17 protein-coding genes and 1 pseudogene are annotated in these 16337 nt (G+C 52.0%); 2 read left to right on the top strand and 16 right to left on the bottom strand.

All coding sequences use genetic code 11. The features are described 5' to 3' along the window. Positions 1–20: 20 nt before the first annotated feature. Together mrdA and argS are read right to left on the bottom strand one after the other, a co-directional pair. Complete coding sequence (mrdA, locus tag ACLJRE_RS08200) at positions 21–1892, bottom strand: penicillin-binding protein 2 (protein WP_000142868.1); 1872 nt, start codon at positions 1890–1892, stop codon at positions 21–23. A gap of 188 nt (positions 1893–2080) precedes the next feature. After that, a complete protein-coding gene (gene argS, locus ACLJRE_RS08195; protein ID WP_023212498.1) occupies positions 2081–3814 on the bottom strand; it encodes an arginine--tRNA ligase in 1734 nt (577 codons plus the stop codon). Between the two features lie 236 nt (positions 3815–4050). Between argS and ACLJRE_RS08190 the strand changes: the two genes are divergently transcribed. Both ACLJRE_RS08190 and cutC read left to right on the top strand, forming a co-directional pair. Then, positions 4051–4620: a VOC family protein gene (locus ACLJRE_RS08190; RefSeq protein ID WP_000024794.1), complete on the top strand. Its 570-nt coding sequence runs from the start codon at positions 4051–4053 to the stop codon at positions 4618–4620. Positions 4621–4639: 19 nt separating this feature from the next. After that, positions 4640–5386 (top strand): copper homeostasis protein CutC, encoded by a 747-nt coding sequence (gene cutC / locus ACLJRE_RS08185; RefSeq protein ID WP_001185781.1) that lies wholly within the window; start codon positions 4640–4642, stop codon positions 5384–5386. Positions 5387–5621: 235 nt separating this feature from the next. Here the strand turns inward: cutC and cmoB are convergent, their stop codons facing one another. The 14 genes and pseudogenes from cmoB to ACLJRE_RS08115 all read right to left on the bottom strand — a co-directional run bounded on the left by cmoB (position 5622) and on the right by ACLJRE_RS08115 (position 15868). Continuing rightward, on the bottom strand, positions 5622–6593 hold the full coding sequence (cmoB, locus tag ACLJRE_RS08180; protein WP_000569026.1) for a tRNA 5-methoxyuridine(34)/uridine 5-oxyacetic acid(34) synthase CmoB: 972 nt from the start codon (positions 6591–6593) through the stop codon (positions 5622–5624). Then, a complete protein-coding gene (cmoA, locus tag ACLJRE_RS08175; RefSeq protein WP_000019609.1) occupies positions 6590–7333 on the bottom strand; it encodes a carboxy-S-adenosyl-L-methionine synthase CmoA in 744 nt (247 codons plus the stop codon). The genes cmoB and cmoA overlap by 4 nt, the downstream gene beginning before the upstream one ends. Before the next feature lie 40 nt (positions 7334–7373). Further along, positions 7374–7769: an MAPEG family protein gene (locus tag ACLJRE_RS08170; RefSeq protein WP_000252975.1), complete on the bottom strand. Its 396-nt coding sequence runs from the start codon at positions 7767–7769 to the stop codon at positions 7374–7376. A 52-nt stretch (positions 7770–7821) separates the two neighbouring features. Then, complete coding sequence (locus ACLJRE_RS08165; protein ID WP_045888880.1) at positions 7822–8595, bottom strand: DUF72 domain-containing protein; 774 nt, start codon at positions 8593–8595, stop codon at positions 7822–7824. Beyond that, positions 8574–9887: a tyrosine-type recombinase/integrase gene (locus ACLJRE_RS08160; RefSeq protein ID WP_006669545.1), complete on the bottom strand. Its 1314-nt coding sequence runs from the start codon at positions 9885–9887 to the stop codon at positions 8574–8576. Before ACLJRE_RS08160 ends, ACLJRE_RS08165 begins: the two co-directional genes overlap by 22 nt. Positions 9888–9945: 58 nt before the next feature. After that, the gene (locus tag ACLJRE_RS08155; protein ID WP_006669544.1) at positions 9946–10182 is read right to left on the bottom strand and encodes an excisionase family protein; all 237 of its coding nucleotides are present in this window, start codon (positions 10180–10182) and stop codon (positions 9946–9948) included. A gap of 38 nt (positions 10183–10220) precedes the next feature. Then, the gene (locus ACLJRE_RS08150; protein ID WP_006669542.1) at positions 10221–10790 is read right to left on the bottom strand and encodes a 3'-5' exonuclease; all 570 of its coding nucleotides are present in this window, start codon (positions 10788–10790) and stop codon (positions 10221–10223) included. Between the two features lie 3 nt (positions 10791–10793). Continuing rightward, a complete protein-coding gene (locus tag ACLJRE_RS08145) occupies positions 10794–11627 on the bottom strand; it encodes a hypothetical protein (protein ID WP_410957368.1) in 834 nt (277 codons plus the stop codon). A gap of 165 nt (positions 11628–11792) precedes the next feature. Further along, positions 11793–11913 (bottom strand): annotated as a pseudogene (locus ACLJRE_RS08140) (DUF550 domain-containing protein); the annotation flags it as partial. Positions 11914–11923: 10 nt separating this feature from the next. Next, the gene (locus tag ACLJRE_RS08135) at positions 11924–13243 is read right to left on the bottom strand and encodes a phosphoadenosine phosphosulfate reductase family protein (RefSeq protein WP_410957367.1); all 1320 of its coding nucleotides are present in this window, start codon (positions 13241–13243) and stop codon (positions 11924–11926) included. 1 nt (position 13244) lies between these two features. Continuing rightward, positions 13245–13823, bottom strand: a complete 579-nt coding sequence (locus ACLJRE_RS08130) for an ead/Ea22-like family protein (protein WP_371062426.1) — start codon at positions 13821–13823, stop codon at positions 13245–13247. 112 nt (positions 13824–13935) lie between these two features. Next, on the bottom strand, positions 13936–14475 hold the full coding sequence (locus tag ACLJRE_RS08125; RefSeq protein ID WP_000008351.1) for a hypothetical protein: 540 nt from the start codon (positions 14473–14475) through the stop codon (positions 13936–13938). A gap of 136 nt (positions 14476–14611) precedes the next feature. Then, positions 14612–15439 (bottom strand): YfdQ family protein, encoded by an 828-nt coding sequence (locus ACLJRE_RS08120; protein ID WP_023223560.1) that lies wholly within the window; start codon positions 15437–15439, stop codon positions 14612–14614. Between the two features lie 57 nt (positions 15440–15496). Continuing rightward, complete coding sequence (locus ACLJRE_RS08115) at positions 15497–15868, bottom strand: hypothetical protein (RefSeq protein WP_000997190.1); 372 nt, start codon at positions 15866–15868, stop codon at positions 15497–15499. Positions 15869–16337 lie beyond the last annotated feature (469 nt).

Raw genomic sequence — 16337 nt, 5'->3', positions numbered from 1 at the left:
ATGGCGCTTTGCTTATTTGACTATGGCGCCTGACCCGACTGTGTGGTATCAGCCTGTGGATCAAACAGGTGGTCAAGGATTTTTCGCATGATGGGCGCGGCGGTAACGCCGTCGCTTCCGCCGTTTTCCAGAATCAAGGCAATAGCGACCTTAGGGTTTTTATACGGTGCAAAAGCGGTATAAAACACATGATCGCGCAGGCGAATGGGGATCATTTTCGCATTGTAGGTCTGATTTTCTTTCAGGCTAAACACCTGCGACGTGCCGCTTTTGGCCGCAATGCCGTAGGGCGCGGTGTGAAAGAACTTATAGCCCGTTCCGTTGGGTGCATTCGCCATGCCGTACATCGCCTGACGCACTAGTCCCCAGTATGGCGACGCCGGATCGGCTATCTGTGCCGGTGTTCCTGAAGGGCGATACGGAACCACCGTTTTGCCGCTCTCTTCATTGAGTAACAGGTGAGGGGCAATCACCTTACCGTTGTTGATGAGCGCCACCATCGCTTTTACCATCTGGATGGGGGTGGCAATCCAGTAGCCCTGGCCGATGCCGACAGAGATGGTATCGCCCTGATACCAGGCTTTTTTATGGACCCGCTGTTTCCATGCGCGGCTGGGAAGCAGCCCGTCATACTCTTCATTAAGGTCGATCCCCGTCGGTTTGCCATAGCCGAACTGAGACAACATCGTGTCGATACGGTCAATACCCATCATATAAGCAACCTGATAGAAAAAGGTATCCGCAGATTCCTCAATCGCTTTAGTGACATCCAGCATACCGTGTCCGGTTTTTTTCCAGTCCCGGTAATGCCGCTGCGTGCCGGGAAGCGTCCAGGTTGGCGCGCCAAAGAAGGTGGTTTGCGGCGTAATAATCCCGCATAACAGCGCGGACATCGCCATATAGGGTTTAACCGTTGACGCCGGGGGATAAAGCCCTTGCGTCACGCGGTTGATCAGCGGCAGATTTTTATCGTGCAGCAGTTTGCCGTAATCCTGATAGCTAATGCCTTTTACAAAGGGGTTCGGGTCGTAGCTGGGCATAGATACCATCGCCAGCACTGAACCATCGTGCGGATCTTCAACCAGTACGGCAGCACGCTGCCCGGCCAGCAAACTTTCAATGTACTCTTGTAAATGGAGATCCAGCGTCAGGTGAATATTCTTACCCGCGATGGGAGGAACGTCTTTCAGCAGGCGGACAATACGCCCGTGATTATCCACCTCGACCTCCTGATAACCGGTTTTGCCATGAAGATCGTTTTCGTAGTAACGCTCAATCCCCTGTTTACCGATGTTATGGTCCGCCGCGTAATTCTCTGCCAGCCCTTTTTTATCCAGCGCTTTAAGGTCGTTATCGTTTATCTTTGACACGTAACCGAGAACATGCGCCAGCTCCGCGCCGTAAGGATACTGCCGATCCTGATAGCTATTGATCGTGACGCCGTTGAAATGAAACTGATTGACCGCAAAGCGTGCGATTTCAACATCCGTTAGCGCGTTTTTGAGCACTACCGGACGATAGCGGCTACTGGATTTTAGCGCGCGGCGAAAGTCGGCGATATCATCGGGGGAGAGATCAACAATAGGGGTGAGCTGTTTTAGCAGCGCATCCATATCGGCAATTTTATAGGGCGTAACCGCGATATCATACCAGGTTACGTTACGCACCAGCGGAATGCCGTTGCGATCGTAAATGATGCCGCGCGTGGGCGCGACGGGTAGCATCTTGATATCGTTCTCATTCGAACGGGTGGTGTAGTAGTGGTGCTGGCGGATTTGCAAGTTATAGAGGTTGAAGATCAGGATACCAAAGCAGACAACCACTACACCAAACGCCACAATCACACGTCTCAGGAAGAGTTTCTCTTCCGCATCAAAGTCTTTAAAAGTCATTACCTGTACCTGAACAATCCGCCGCCTAATGATACGGGGCGGTCAGCGCCAGCACAGGTAAAAGATGTTCCATCTCTCTATAGAAATGTGTCATTCCTTGTGATTTGTTACAGATATACCGCTGTGGCAATAAAAAGGCCTGAGTCCGTTATCCGGAGTCAGGCCTGATGATGTTAACGACGGCGCGTTTACATGCGTTCTACGGTTTCGATACCCAACGTATCCAGACCCAGTTTCAGCGTCTTCGCCGTCAGTTGCGCCAGTTTTAGGCGGCTATTGCGAACCGCATCATTCTCGGCGCTGAGAATAGGGCAGTGCTCGTAGAAGCCGGAGAACAGCCCGGCGACGTCATACAGATACGCGCACATGACGTGCGGCGTACCTTCACGCGCGACCACCGTCAGGGTTTCTTCAAACTGCAGCAGACGGGCAGCGAGTTGCGCTTCGCGATCTTCGCTAATGATAACCGGCGCGCTCGCCAGCGCCTGCTCGTCGATGTCCGCTTTACGGAAAACAGACAGCACACGCGTATAGGCATACTGCATATAAGGAGCGGTATTGCCTTCGAAAGCCAACATATTATCCCAGTCGAAGATATAGTCAGTGGTGCGGTTTTTTGACAGATCGGCGTATTTCACCGCGCCAATACCGACGGCGTTAGCCAGTTTTTCCAGCTCGTCAGCCGGCATATCCGGGTTCTTCTCCGCCACCAGACGACGCGCGCGCTCCAGCGCCTCATCCAACAGATCCGCCAGTTTCACCGTACCGCCCGCGCGAGTTTTAAACGGTTTACCGTCTTTACCCAACATCATGCCGAACATGTGGTGTTCCAGCGGAACGGAATCCGGCACATAACCGGCTTTGCGCACAATGGTCCAGGCTTGCATCAGGTGCTGGTGCTGACGGGAGTCAATGTAGTAGAGCACGCGGTCGGCGTGCAGCGTTTCGTAACGGTATTTGGCGCAGGCGATATCGGTAGTGGTATACAGATAACCGCCATCTTTCTTCTGAATAATGACGCCCATCGGGTCGCCTTCCTTGTTTTTAAACTCATCAAGGAAAACCACCGTGGCGCCTTCGCTTTCAACCGCCAGGCCTTTGGCTTTCAGATCGGCGACGATGCCCGGCAGCATCGGATTATACAGACTTTCGCCCATCACATCGTCACGCGTCAGAGTGACGTTCAGACGATCATAGGTGATCTGGTTTTGCGTCATCGTGATGTCAACCAGCTTACGCCACATCTCACGGAAATAGGTATCACCGCTCTGCAATTTGACGACGTAGTTACGCGCGCGCTCGGCAAACGCTTCATCTTCGTCATAATGCTTTTTCGCATCGCGGTAGAATCCTTCGAGATCCGCCAGCGCCATGTCGCCCGCGTTTTCCTGCTGCTGTTTTTCCAGCCAGGCGATCAGCATACCGAACTGGGTGCCCCAGTCGCCGACGTGGTTAGCGCGAATAACATGATGGCCCAGAAACTCCAGCGTGCGCACAGCCGCATCGCCGATAATCGTGGAGCGTAGATGACCAACGTGCATCTCTTTCGCGACGTTGGGCGCGGAGTAGTCGACGACAATCGTCTGGCGAGTCGGCTGAGAAACGCCCAGACGATCGGAGGCCAGCGCCTGCTGCACCTGTTCAGCGAGAAAAGCCGGTTCGAGGAAAATATTGATAAAGCCAGGGCCGGCGATTTCAACCTTGCTGGCGATGCCGCTGAGATCCAGATGAGTCAGCACCTGCTCTGCAAGTTGTCGGGGGGCCATACCCAGTTTTTTCGCAACTGCCATCACGCCGTTGGCCTGATAGTCGCCGAACTGAACTTTGGCTGACTGACGAACCTGGGGCTCGCAATCTGCAGGCGCGCCTGCAGCAATCATGGCCTGACTAACTTTTTCTGAGAGAAGAGCCTGAATATTCACCGGAATACCTTACGTTTATGAAGCGGGCTGTATTACCCGCGCCAGTTTAAGAATTAGGGCGGGAGTATACTGCAAATGCCCGTTGGCGTCAGCATTGCGCGCGCGGCGCGTCGCCTGAAATATACGCAACAATAATCTGCATAAGCATTCAATAAACGCCCAATCAAATCAAAGATTGGTTGCCGGGGCGCAACAGCGTAAATTAGCGGTTTTCACAGCAAGAAGAGCGTCCTGATATGGCGAACTGGCAACACATTGATGAACTGCATGATATTTCCGCAGATTTACCTCGATTCACTCTGGCGTTCAGAGAACTTTCCACTCGCCTTGGTCTGCAGATTAGCGCCCTTGAGGCCGATCACATTTCATTGCGCTGTCACCAGAATACGACGGCGGAGCGTTGGCGTCGCGGTTTTGAACAATGCGGCGAGCTACTGTCGGAAAATATCATCAACGGCAGGCCGATTTGTCTGTTTAAACTGCATGAACCGGTATGTGTGGAACACTGGCGGTTTTCTGTTATTGAATTACCGTGGCCGGGAGAAAAACGCTATCCACACGAAGGGTGGGAGCATATTGAAATCGTGCTGCCCGGCGAGCCGGAGACCTTGAACGCGAGGGCGCTGGCGTTGTTGTCGGATGAGGGGCTTAGTCAGCCGGGGATCGTGGTTAAAACCAGTTCGCCACAGGGCGAGCATGAACGTTTGCCAAACCCTACGCTGGCCGTGACCGATGGCCGCATCACGGTAAAATTTCATCCATGGTCGATTGAAGCGATTGTCGCCAGCGAACAGGCGGCCCATTAACCTGCCGAGCGGAGTGAATATGGCGTTACTTGAGATCTGTTGTTACAGCATGGAATGCGCGCTCACCGCGCAGCGAAACGGCGCGGATCGTATCGAACTGTGCGCCGCGCCGAAAGAAGGCGGGCTTACGCCTTCGCTGGGCGTCTTACGCAGCGTGCGCGAGCATATTACGATTCCCGTACATCCGATTATTCGTCCTCGTGGCGGGGATTTTTACTACACTGACGGCGAATTTGCCGCCATGCTGGAAGATATCCGCCTCGTCAGAGAGTTGGGGTTTCCCGGGCTGGTTACTGGCGTGTTGACCGTTGATGGGGATGTCGATATGTCGCGAATGGAAAAAATAATGGCGGCGGCCGGACCGCTGGCAGTGACATTCCACCGCGCCTTCGATATGTGCGCTAATCCCTTCAATGCGCTAAAGAATCTGGCTGACGCAGGCGTATCAAGAGTACTGACTTCCGGGCAAAAAGCCGATGCGGCGCAAGGTTTATCAATAATTATGGAACTTATTGCCCAGGGGGATGCTCCAATCATTATGGCTGGTGCGGGGGTTCGTGCAAATAACCTGCAGAATTTCCTCGATGCCGGAGTACGGGAAGTACACAGTTCCGCCGGAGTCTTACTGCCTTCGCCGATGCGCTATCGCAATCAGGGGTTATCGATGTCTGCCGATATACAGGCGGACGAGTATTCTCGCTATAGGGTAGAGGGTGCGGCGGTCGCTGAAATGAAAGGAATCATTGTTCGCCATCAGGCCAAATGATTTTTACCGTTGCATCATGTCGCCCAATATGATGCTTGCTCGTACCAGGCCCCTGCCAATTCAACAGGGGCCTTTTTTTCTCCTTCATATTTCAAGCCGCAGCAGCGTTGGCCGCCTCGCGCACCCCGGTCACGTAGCTACCTACGTTCCCGGGGATTTGCTGCGTTGCCGCCTTGCTGCAACTTGAACTATTTTGGAGAAACGGTGCTATACGTAACGGTCATTCGGCAATCCATCACGGTTTACGCGCAATCAGCACCGCGCGCTGCGGGGCGGGATAGCCTTCCACCGTCTTGCTGCGATCGTTCGGGTCAAGAAAATCGGCCAGCGACTCGGTAACCATCCACTCGGTACGGCGCTGCTCTTCGGTGGTAGTGACGCAAACGTCAGCGATACGTACATCAATAAAGCCGCATTTTTCCAGCCATTTTTTTAATGCCGGCGCGGAAGGAATAAAATAGACATTACGCATCTGCGCGTAGCGATCCCCGGGCACCAAAACGGTATTTTCGTCGCCGTCGACGACCAGCGTTTCCAGTACCAGTTCACCCTCGTTGACCAACTGATCTTTTAACTGCCACAGATGCTCCAGCGGCGAGCGACGGTGATAAAGCACCCCCATCGAGAAGACGGTATCAAATGCTTTCAGCGCCGGGAGTTGTTCAATGCCCAACGGCAGCAGATGCGCGCGCTGATCGTTACCCAACAGTTTACGCACCGCCTCAAACTGGCAGAGGAAAAGCTGCGTAGGATCGATGCCGACCGCCAGATGTGCGCCTGCGCCAATCATCCGCCACAGGTGATAGCCGCTGCCGCAGCCGACATCAAGGATCGTCCGGCCGGTTAAATCTGACAGATGCGGCAGTACGCGATCCCACTTCCAGTCGGAGCGCCATTCGGTATCAATATCTACGCCATAAAGCGAGAACGGGCCTTTACGCCACGGCATCAGATTACGCAGCAACGTATCGATACGCTTTAGCTGACCTTCGCTGAGCGGCGTTTCGCTTTCCGCCGTGACACTGTGCAGTAAATCCAGCCGCCAGGGCGTAATTTCCGGTAAAAATTCTACCGCGTTCGACCACTGTTTAAACAAGCCATGCTGCTGCTCGCGTTGCCAGGCGGCAATCTGCGCGGGCAATGTTTCCAGCCAGTGGGAGAGATGATTTTTAGCAATGAGCTGATAAAAGTTACCAAACTCGATCATGCGGCAACTCCGGCTTTTAACGCGACAAGCGACCCGAAATTAAAGCACTGGAACCACAGTTCACTGTGTTCGAAACCCGCCTGACGCAGGCGCGCTTTATGTGTTTCCACCGAGTCGGTGAGCATCACGTTTTCCAGCATACTGCGCTTCTGGCTGATCTCCAGTTCGCTGTACCCATTAGCGCGTTTAAAATCGTGGTGCATGTTGAATAACAGCTCGCCCACTTTCGCGTCTTCAAAGCTAAATTTTTCCGACAGTACCAGCGCGCCGCCGGGATTCAACCCCAGGTAAATCTTATCCAGCAATGCCTGGCGTTCGGCAGGTTCAAGGAATTGCAGGGTAAAATTCAGCACCACCATCGAGGCGTTTTCAATAGTGATATCGCGGATATCGCCTTCAACGACTTCAACCGGCGTAGGCGCTTTATACGCATCAATATGACGGCGGCAGCGTTCAATCATGGCCGGGGAGTTATCGACGGCGATAATGCGACAATGCTCATGGCGGATATTACGCCGAACAGACAGCGTCGCGGCACCCAGCGAGCAGCCCAGATCGTAGACCTGCGTGTTCGGCTGCACAAAGCGTTCAGCCAACATGCCAATCATGGAGATGATGTTGGAGTAGCCTGGTACCGAACGCTGAATCATGTCGGGGAAAACTTCGGCTACTCGTTCATCAAAAGTCCAGTCGCCGAGACGGGCGATAGGCGCAGAAAAAAGCGTGTCGCGGTGAGACATAACGTATACATCCGGGAAAAATAAAGGCGCATATTGTGCGCTAATACAGGGAGAAAACCAACTCCCAGGGCATATACCACAGGTTTGCCAGCACCATCAGCAACAATGCGCACCAGGTCGCGCTCATCCCCGCCCGCCGCCAGCGGAACAGGCGGTGGTGAAAACCGTAATAATGCATCAGCCGACCGGCGATTAAAATGATGCCGCAGATATGCACCATCCACGTTTCGGCGCCGTTCATTTCCATAAACAGCAGCAGCACCAGCGCGACAGGAATATATTCCACCGCGTTGCCATGAATACGGATGGCGCTTTGCAATTCGCTAAAACCGCCGTCGCCATAGGCGACACGGTACTGCATTCGCAAGCGAACGACATTAAAAGAGAACTTCATTAATAATAACGCACCCAAAACGGCATACAGCGCGCTTACCATACAAACTCCCTTTTAAAATGGCTGATGGCACTGTCTATGATAGGGGGCATTTTCAGAAAAGAGAAGATTGCTGTGGAATGGACGGAGCAGTGCCGATTTCCGGTAAGACGCTGCGTAAATCATGCCAAAGCGTATTCACCAGTTCCGGCGCCTGCGCGATATCCGGAGTATGTAAAAACAAAAAAGGCGTGGTGGTCTGCCGCCACTGCGGGAGTTTCTGCAACCAGGCGGCGAAAAACTCACGGTTTTGCGCCATATTATCGCTACCGATAAAACGCACCATCGGGTGGCTGGCCGTCACGACTGCATGTACCGGGACTTTGGGTTTTTTTCGCTGCGCGTCGCGGACGGCCTCGCTGTGGGGATGGGCGGCATGTACCGGACGACTATCCAGGATCACGCGGTTTACGCCGCGCGCGTGTAACCCGCGATTGAGCCGCTGTTCATCCTCACCCTTGTCAAAAAAACACGGATGACGAACTTCTACGCCATAGGTAAACGTGGCGGGGAGCGCATCAAGAAACTGCCATAAGGCGGGGAGATCGCGCGGTCCAAAGGCGGCGGGCAACTGCAGCCAGTATTGGCCAATACGCGTTTCCAGCGGCGCCAGGCGGGTAAAAAACGCCTGTACCAGATCGTCGCAATGGCGCAGCGCGGCCTGGTGAGAAATGGTCGCGGGAAATTTAAAGCAAAAACGGAAATCGTCCGTAGTTTGCGCATACCAGCGATCGACAATTTCCGCTTTCGGCAGCGCGTAAAGCGTGGTGTTGCCCTCCACGCAGTTAACATGTCGGGCGTTCTTAACTAACTTACTGATTTCAATAATGCTCTGGTACTGCTATGTAGGCTTTGGGGCATCTGTGGGGCAAAATCCGCAAGCCGCTGATTCAGCATTACGATCTGCTCACGACTGCTGTCTGCCATCCACGCACCGTATACATTGAAGACCATCTGGGCGCTCGCATGGCCCATCTGACTGGCAATGAAGCTGGGGTTAGCGCCAGCTGACAGTGACCAGCACGCATACGTGTGACGCGACTGATATGCTTTTCTGTGCCTTATCCCTGCTCGCTTCATCGCTGCGTCCCATAAATCGCCTATCGAGTCGACTTTGTAGATGAACCCAACATGCTGACATCTTCTGATCAGTTGAGGGTTGAAGACAAATGTACATTCGTGACCCTCCGTTCTGCCGTACTCGCGCAGCTGAACATCAATGTGATGCCGCTTTCCTAGCCTGGTCATTTCCGCCTGATTCTTCAGGACGTTTATCGCAGGCTGGATAAGATGTATGACCCTGTTCGTGCTCGCCTCAGTTTTCGGTAGAGTGAATTCTCCCAGTTTTGTATAATTACGCCTGATTGTTATTGTTCCAGCTTCAAGATCGATATCCTCCCAGGCCAGGGAGGTCAGCTCCCCGTGACGTACCCCTGTGTATACTGCAAGTGACCACAGGTTTTTCGTCTGCTGATGTCGGCATGCATCTATCAGGCGAATAAATTCGTCACGAGTTAGCGGATCTGGCTCTGCCCTGGCTTTTTTAAAAGGCTTGATCCCTTCGAAGGGGTTTGCTTCTATGTAACCGTGATCTGCAGCAAACTGAAACATTCCAGCAATTGTCGTCATGTAATAATTCACCGTAACGACGCTTCGCCCTTTTGCAGGAGCTTTTCCTTTCGTTGGATTCTGGTAGCCGGTTAGCAAATCTTTCCTGAGATACAGCAATTCCTCTTTGGTGACTGCTGACACCAGTCGATTACCTCCGATCCTCGGCACTACATTCCTTGCGACAGACTCATAGCGATTGAATGCGTTCGAGCAGATTTCCATCCGTTTCAGATCCAGCCATTTTTCTTCAAGTTCTTTCACTGTAATTTCTTTCTTACTTACACCAAAAGCCTTGAGATTAGGGGAGTCAGGAAATTGCATTGCATAATCAAAGGTTCCTGTGCGGATGGCAAAACACACCGATGTCCGCAGCTCCCCGGCGATCTTCCTGTTCTTAGCGGTGTCAGGGACACCGAGGTTTTCCCTGACACGCTTACCTTTAAAATTAAACCAGATGCGCAGACTGCCACCGTGGTTTTCGACGCCTGTTGGATACGTGATTTTATCCATTGGTGTTACCTCCAGACGCCCAAGAGCGATATGAGCTTACCTTTTTCATGGCATCAAATCACCCTGGCTGCTTGTTTTTCATTGAGGCGACCCAGGCATCTACAGCCTTTCTGTTATACATGCACTCACTGGAAGGTTTAGGATTACCGTCAGGCGATACGTGGATATATTCCCGCCCAACCATCCAGCACTCTTTTCTGGCCCGGAGGATAGTTCCGGGTTTGAGCCCGGTAACCGCGATAAGAACGCTTTCACAAACCCACTCGTTAGGGGCTAACTGTAAAATATTGCTCATGGTTATTCATCCATTACCCTGGCTGCACCCAGGTGAAATTACAGATTGTTACTGATGGTCGGAATCAGCTTCTGCCATATCGCGGACACGTATTTTGCCTGGTGGCGCGCGTCGGCCAGTGCGTTATGCTGTTCACCTATAAATGGCATATCTTTTTTAGGATCGAAACCAATCGAACGACCTAGAGTAACCAGTGTTCTCACATCGTGATCATTCCAGAATGGCCACGGGCAGATTTTGCCGGCACGTTCATAAGCACCGCGTAAAATGACGTTGTCGAATGTAGCCCCGTTCCCCCAAACCTTCATGTACTTCATGTTATCCGCGTGGCGTCCGATGAACTGAGTCAGTTCAGATAATGCCGTCGTAATGGGCATAGCATCAACGCAAATAGCCGACCGCGCTTCCGGGCTTTGTCTTAACCACCATAGAATGGTATCGCCATCAGGAACGGCACCTTGTTCCATTGCGCTTTCAAGGCTAACGGCGGTATAGAACTCAGGTCCAATTTCACCACTTTGCGGATCGAAGAACACAGCACCGATGGAGACAACAGGCGCGTTAGGTTTTTTACCCATAGTTTCAAGGTCGATCATCAAGTTATTCATAAATTAGTTGTCCCCTGTTGCGGTGCTGCTACGAAAATGTTCAACGCCTTTATTCCAAATAGCCTTAATCGTCGTCCAACTGACAGGAACCTCAATCTTAATTCGCCCACTGCCGTCGCAGCTTTCACATTCCTCGTCGGCAAAGCATTCAGGACAGCTTATAAAAGTAGTTTCTAAAAACTCACCGGATAGCAAACTCTTAGCGCCGTTCTCAGCAGTTAGTTTCTTCGGCACCATAACCCAACCACCCGGAATTACCGGAGAGTTGCCAGAAAGCGGGATGTACTTAACTCCCCAGGCATCTGACGGGTCATTGCTACCCAGCATAAACAACGGAGCGTTAGGGTCGCGTTTGTCGTCGCTGTTGTAATCACTACGCAACCAGCCGATGACTGGCAACTCATCACGATCACTTACAGGTTCGGCCCCCTGAAGCATGGCGGCACGACAGGCATTCCATGCTCTCATTGCAAGAGTTGCCCGGTCCTCCTTCGCCATTCCGTTGATTTGCACAAAGTTGCATGCGGTGGAAAAGTTCATTTTTTCAGGCACTACCGGCGCTGGCGCTGCGGAGTAGAAATAAGGCCTGATAATCCACTTTTTATTCCAGAAATCCCGAGTTTTCTCAGCTTCCTCAAGTGTTGCAACACTACAGCCAACCTTTCCGCACTCTTTGATGACGTGGTATCCGGCTGGCTCCGCGCTATCAGCCTTGCGGCGTTCCTGTAGCTCGCGCAGGGCCGCTGCAACATAATGGCTATTGTGCTGCTCAGCCCACTGAATGAGCCGAATCAGTGTTGCATTTGAAACGAGTTCGTCTGTTAGTTTGTTATTCATCTCCGAACAATTCCTCGTATTTAATAAACTCACCAAAACACTGCAATTCAGCGCCAGCCAGGAAATAACCTAACGCCTCGGCTCTATCTGTATCTTTATTGAATGATGCAAGCGGGTAGCGCTCGTAGAATTTATTAATAAGCTCAGCGATTTTTAATTCTTGTTTATCAGCGTCCAGCGATGCCAGCGCGATACGCGCCAGTTCCATTTGTTCGCCACGGGTAAGCCCGTTTTCAAGCGGACTTTTAATGAACAATTCGATACGTTCTTTGGTGATAGTGGTCATGGGTTAGTCCTTATTCACATAAACCGTAGCGGGATGAACACACAGCCGTGTCAAGGCTCGCTTTTACCAGGTCATAGACCTTGCCACCTCGTCCTGTTTTGGCCCATTCAACAACATCCTGCGCAGATGGCGCACCCATTCCACCGCGCGGACCGTAGAAACCAGACCATTCGATTCGCTGAACGTCAGGTTCAAGTCCATGCAGCCTGACTTCCTGTCCGAGGTTTACCGGATACCGCTTGCGCATCGCTATTTCTTCCCCTGTGAACTCATCCTCATTAAACCAGGTGACTTCCCGAACGCCTAACTGAGAGCGCATCCACGCCTGACTTTCAGTTCCCACGCTCATCCAGTGTACCCAGCGGGACGCGAGACGAACCTTTTTTTCCCATGCGTGATGCTTTTCGATATGCTCAGGCCATCGTGCGGCGGTTTGCGCGATTTCCTCTTTCGTGCATAAAACACAGTTCATACATCCGACCCGGTCAGCCCCCTGCAAATAAAGTGGGTTAGGCTTAATACCGAAATATTTATGCAGCGCGAATACGTCAGTCGCCGTCCATTTGTGGATTGGCAGGAAGTTGTAGAGGAAGCCCGGGTCACGTTCATCACATGCAAATCTTGCGTAACCGGCACGTTTGTCGGACTCATCTGCACGCACGCCAGACCACTGAACGACTACCTCTCCATCATCAAGAAGTGGCTTTATTGCAGCATCGAACGCAATCTGAATTTTCAGTTCTTCAGTACAAAAGCGGTCGCGCATCATCGGGAATTTTCCATGCAACAGGGCCGCATCCAGGAATGAATTGCCGCTTGGACGCATGACCGACAACGCAGCTTCTAGCGGTGTTTCAAACTCAATTCCCCACCGTTCGGCGGTACGCTGCCATGCCTGGCCGAACTTAGTATCCGACCGGGCAAGAGATGGCATAACCACGCCGCGATAGGCACCCATACGGATAGGCTGACACTGTGCCCAGCGCTTAATCAGGGATTGGCGGCGGCGTTCAAACTCAGATTCAGTGTAAACGCGCTTAACTATCTGCACCGGCTTACAACCAATTTGATGATGAATATTTCGTGCAAAATCAACGGTCAATTCATGTTCATTGTCTGTATCTGCCATTACGTTTTGTACGCGGTCGCCGAACAGATGGTTGGCAATCGTCGCCGTGGTGGTGCTGTCCTTTCCGGCAGAAAAATTCACAATAATTTTGTGGTCGTCCGGAATGCGAAATTCAGTGAGATAACGGTTATAAGCCAACTCAATTTCACGAACCATCATGCTGATATCTGAAGGGACGATTATTGCTGCGTTAGCGCTCATCTTACTCCCCCTTAACCTTGATGCCAGCGGCGTCTTGCGCACTAACTATTTCCGCCGCCTGACCGAAAGCGGATACCCACTTTCTCGATTCTTCCAGCGCCAAATCAGGGCGACCTTGCAACAGGCAGCCAACGATATAGCCGTGCGCACCTATGGCTTCTGTGATGAGCTGAATTCCTGTTGGCGTGGTTTGGCTTTGGTTGGCCTCCAGCGTCGCCAGTCGTTCTTCCACCACATCAACGGCGTCAGCAAAACCAAACATATTGCTCCATTCTGGACGCTCTCCTGTTGCGGCTTGGTACATATCGGCCAGCGCAGATTCAGCAGCATCACGCTCATTGATAAGCTGGGTTTCGCTGTTCTCCAGTTCTGCTATGCGCTTACTCCCATCAGCAATACGCTTCTCTGCGGCCTCCAGTTGCTCCCGCGCCTGTCGCATATCATCACGCAGCGCCAGCGCTACGGCCTCTATTGCGTCTTTTTCCCGCTGGAGTTGAAGATTCTCATCCAGCAGCGCCTCTGCGGTGATATAAATAACCTGGCGTGCACGGTCTGCTGGGTCGCTATAGTGCACCTGCATGTAGCGGAACTCTTCACGTAGCGCCTGCTTGTCGATTGTCATGCTGCACCGCCTTCAACGCGCTCCCACAAACGTCTTGATCTGATTGCCTTCACTACAGACTCTTTATCTTTCATGCAGCACATTGCCGTAGCTCCATCAGTTCATTAAAGCGGGCCATAAACAGGCCGAAAGCCTGACCGGGGCGAAGTGGGTAGATTTCGAATAAATCTGTCGGGGGGATACCTTCCAGTATTACCCAGGGAATACTGTCATCAATATCCAGATCGCGGCGTTCAGTTGCCAGCATGGTCAGATCTGCATACTTCACTACGCTGGCTTCTTCCAGTGGCAAGCCAAACTTAAAGCGGATCAGTTGATCGGTACGTTTCTCAATCTCGCGATAATCAGGCAGTAACGCTTTTAATGGGGCAGGGATATCCTGGCAATACGCTTCGGCTGCGTCGTGCATCAGGGCTTCAAAGGCAAACTCCGGTGATACAAGCTGGCTGCACAGTACGGAATGCTGCGCCACGCTATAAAATTCAGGGAGATGTCCGGAGAAGCGGCAAATATTGGAAAGCGCCACGGCGATATCTTCAATATCAATGTCGTCAATAGTTGCGCTGAGATAATCAAATTGTTTACCTGAAAGTGTTTGAATAAAACTCATCGTTGGTTCTCCTTATAATTTATTTCGCGCTGCACCGCGTGAATTTTGGTTGTGCGAATCCCTCGCCGGGTGGCGATAATTAACAGAATTACACTTCAATAAATCCCCGCGGCGCCGGGGATTTAATGCAGAGCAATTACGCTTTAAAGTTACCGATGAACGTTTCTACTGATTCACCGTCGAATTTGCTGATCAGCAGGTCGCGGAATTCATTGGCGATCGCTTCCTCCTGCGCTTCCAGTTGTACGATACGCAGAACAAAGCGAGGTTCATCACCGGTCAACAGGCTGTTGCGGAGGCTGAACGCACGTTCACCGAGACCCTCATATGGAACACATTTGAACTCAAAAGCCACCGGCATAACGTCTTTGCTGCTGGCCTCAATGCTTTGCATAAGGGATTTCTTACCGCTGAAATCGCCATCTTCATGATCCTGCTGGGTTGCCTGTTGGATCGTAATGCGGCGAACAGCCTGGGCAGCCTGTGAAATCTGCATTGTGTTACCGTCAGAATCGAACGCCTGGAGATAATCGCTCCAGTCTTCAAGCCATTCGGCGATCTGTTTTTGTTTCAGGCGTTCCCCGTTGATCTGGAGCAGGGCGCGGAATGGTGCAGTCTGTTTCAGCGTGATAGAAGCAACGTTGTCTGCATGACCGGGGTTATCCAGCGTACCAATATTGAAAACTGAGCGAGCTGTCATATGGTCAGCATCAATAAAGCAGCGTGCTTTTTCGGTTGCACTGGCATAGCCCTTTGAATAACGGACAAAGTCTTCAATGCTGGTGGTAGTCATGGCGCCGCGGAAGCGGAAACGCTCCAGAGCAAAGCGTTCGAGGCTTTCAACACCTGTCCCGGCAGGCAATAATGCTGTCGGGCAAGCCAGCCCCTGAATATCGTTCAGGTGATAGCCAGAAAGAACCAGGTCTTTTACCTGCTGAAAAGTGCCGCTGTCTAACTGAGACATAAAAATTCCTTATTAACTAATGATCGAAGTGGTGGCAGTGAATTGGTTAGCTGCGGTTCACTGAGCCGCTTTAAGCTTTCCGTCAGTAGTGCCTTTAATACTGAACAGTTGACCCTGATCTTCCTGCAGTATGGTGAGCTTTCCGCCCTTGTTAACCCACATTGGGGTTTCTGTTGTGTCCTCTTCTGACGCTTTACCGCGCGGCGTCGGAGTGCTGTACTGCAGCTTGTGTTTAATTTTGACGCGCTTCTCTTCGACTGAATTTCCCATGCGCTCAAAATCAAAGGTGAGGACTACCTTGCCTTTATTGCCGTTATTCAGAACGCCTAATCCGACAGTATTCAGCGCTGCCGCGATTTTGTTCATGAACACGCCGGCATCCAGTTCGCCCAGAAAGTCGGGCACTACGGTCATGCGGTCATCATTCATCGTTAACCCCTCAAGATGGCGGTTGCCACCGCCAGTTGGTTTCTCCACAAAACAGAAAAGAGCACCTGCTATAACAGCTTTCCGGGTGGATTGGGTAATGAGCCCGTCGCGCGGAGATGCTCTTTTCTGTTGTGTAAAAAGGTCGGCGTCACGGCAGAACACTGTCGCCTTCCTCCTGTTGTTGGAAGAGCCGGACGCCGACAAGACTTCACACAGCAATAACGTTGTGGTGCCGGGTGCCTCCCGGTATCTGGCGAAGGTTGCACGCCAGACGGGTGCTTAACTACAGAGGATCGACTATCAGCTTCAACCTTACCCGCGTGCGCTGAGCCGCATTCACCACAACGATAAGAGTTCTCTCTCTTAACAGAAGCGCTTTACCGCGCGGAAAAACTCTTATCTGTTGCTCTCCTGAAAAAGCTGGCGGTTTCCGCTAACGTAATGGAACGGGCCGCCAGAATATCGCTTG

It is taken from the genome of Salmonella sp. SAL04157 (genome assembly GCF_046551635.1).
GTDB lineage: Bacteria > Pseudomonadota > Gammaproteobacteria > Enterobacterales > Enterobacteriaceae > Salmonella > Salmonella enterica.
Note: the sequence above shows the minus strand (reverse complement) of the source record. Positions and strands in the feature narration are given on the sequence as shown.

Excerpts from the sequence above, each read along its gene's own strand:
- mrdA (WP_000142868.1), bottom strand. The coding sequence starts at position 1,892 with ATGACTTTTAAAGACTTTGATGCGGAAGAGAAACTCTTCCTGAGACGT.
- ACLJRE_RS08190 (WP_000024794.1), top strand. The coding sequence starts at position 4,051 with ATGGCGAACTGGCAACACATTGATGAACTGCATGATATTTCCGCAGAT.
- cutC (WP_001185781.1), top strand. The coding sequence starts at position 4,640 with ATGGCGTTACTTGAGATCTGTTGTTACAGCATGGAATGCGCGCTCACC.
- cmoB (WP_000569026.1), bottom strand. The coding sequence starts at position 6,593 with ATGATCGAGTTTGGTAACTTTTATCAGCTCATTGCTAAAAATCATCTC.
- cmoA (WP_000019609.1), bottom strand. The coding sequence starts at position 7,333 with ATGTCTCACCGCGACACGCTTTTTTCTGCGCCTATCGCCCGTCTCGGC.
- ACLJRE_RS08170 (WP_000252975.1), bottom strand. The coding sequence starts at position 7,769 with ATGGTAAGCGCGCTGTATGCCGTTTTGGGTGCGTTATTATTAATGAAG.
- ACLJRE_RS08160 (WP_006669545.1), bottom strand. The coding sequence starts at position 9,887 with ATGGATAAAATCACGTATCCAACAGGCGTCGAAAACCACGGTGGCAGT.
- ACLJRE_RS08155 (WP_006669544.1), bottom strand. The coding sequence starts at position 10,182 with ATGAGCAATATTTTACAGTTAGCCCCTAACGAGTGGGTTTGTGAAAGC.
- ACLJRE_RS08150 (WP_006669542.1), bottom strand. The coding sequence starts at position 10,790 with ATGAATAACTTGATGATCGACCTTGAAACTATGGGTAAAAAACCTAAC.
- ACLJRE_RS08145 (WP_410957368.1), bottom strand. The coding sequence starts at position 11,627 with ATGAATAACAAACTAACAGACGAACTCGTTTCAAATGCAACACTGATT.
- ACLJRE_RS08135 (WP_410957367.1), bottom strand. The coding sequence starts at position 13,243 with ATGAGCGCTAACGCAGCAATAATCGTCCCTTCAGATATCAGCATGATG.
- ACLJRE_RS08130 (WP_371062426.1), bottom strand. The coding sequence starts at position 13,823 with ATGCAGGTGCACTATAGCGACCCAGCAGACCGTGCACGCCAGGTTATT.
- ACLJRE_RS08125 (WP_000008351.1), bottom strand. The coding sequence starts at position 14,475 with ATGAGTTTTATTCAAACACTTTCAGGTAAACAATTTGATTATCTCAGC.
- ACLJRE_RS08120 (WP_023223560.1), bottom strand. The coding sequence starts at position 15,439 with ATGTCTCAGTTAGACAGCGGCACTTTTCAGCAGGTAAAAGACCTGGTT.
- ACLJRE_RS08115 (WP_000997190.1), bottom strand. The coding sequence starts at position 15,868 with ATGAATGATGACCGCATGACCGTAGTGCCCGACTTTCTGGGCGAACTG.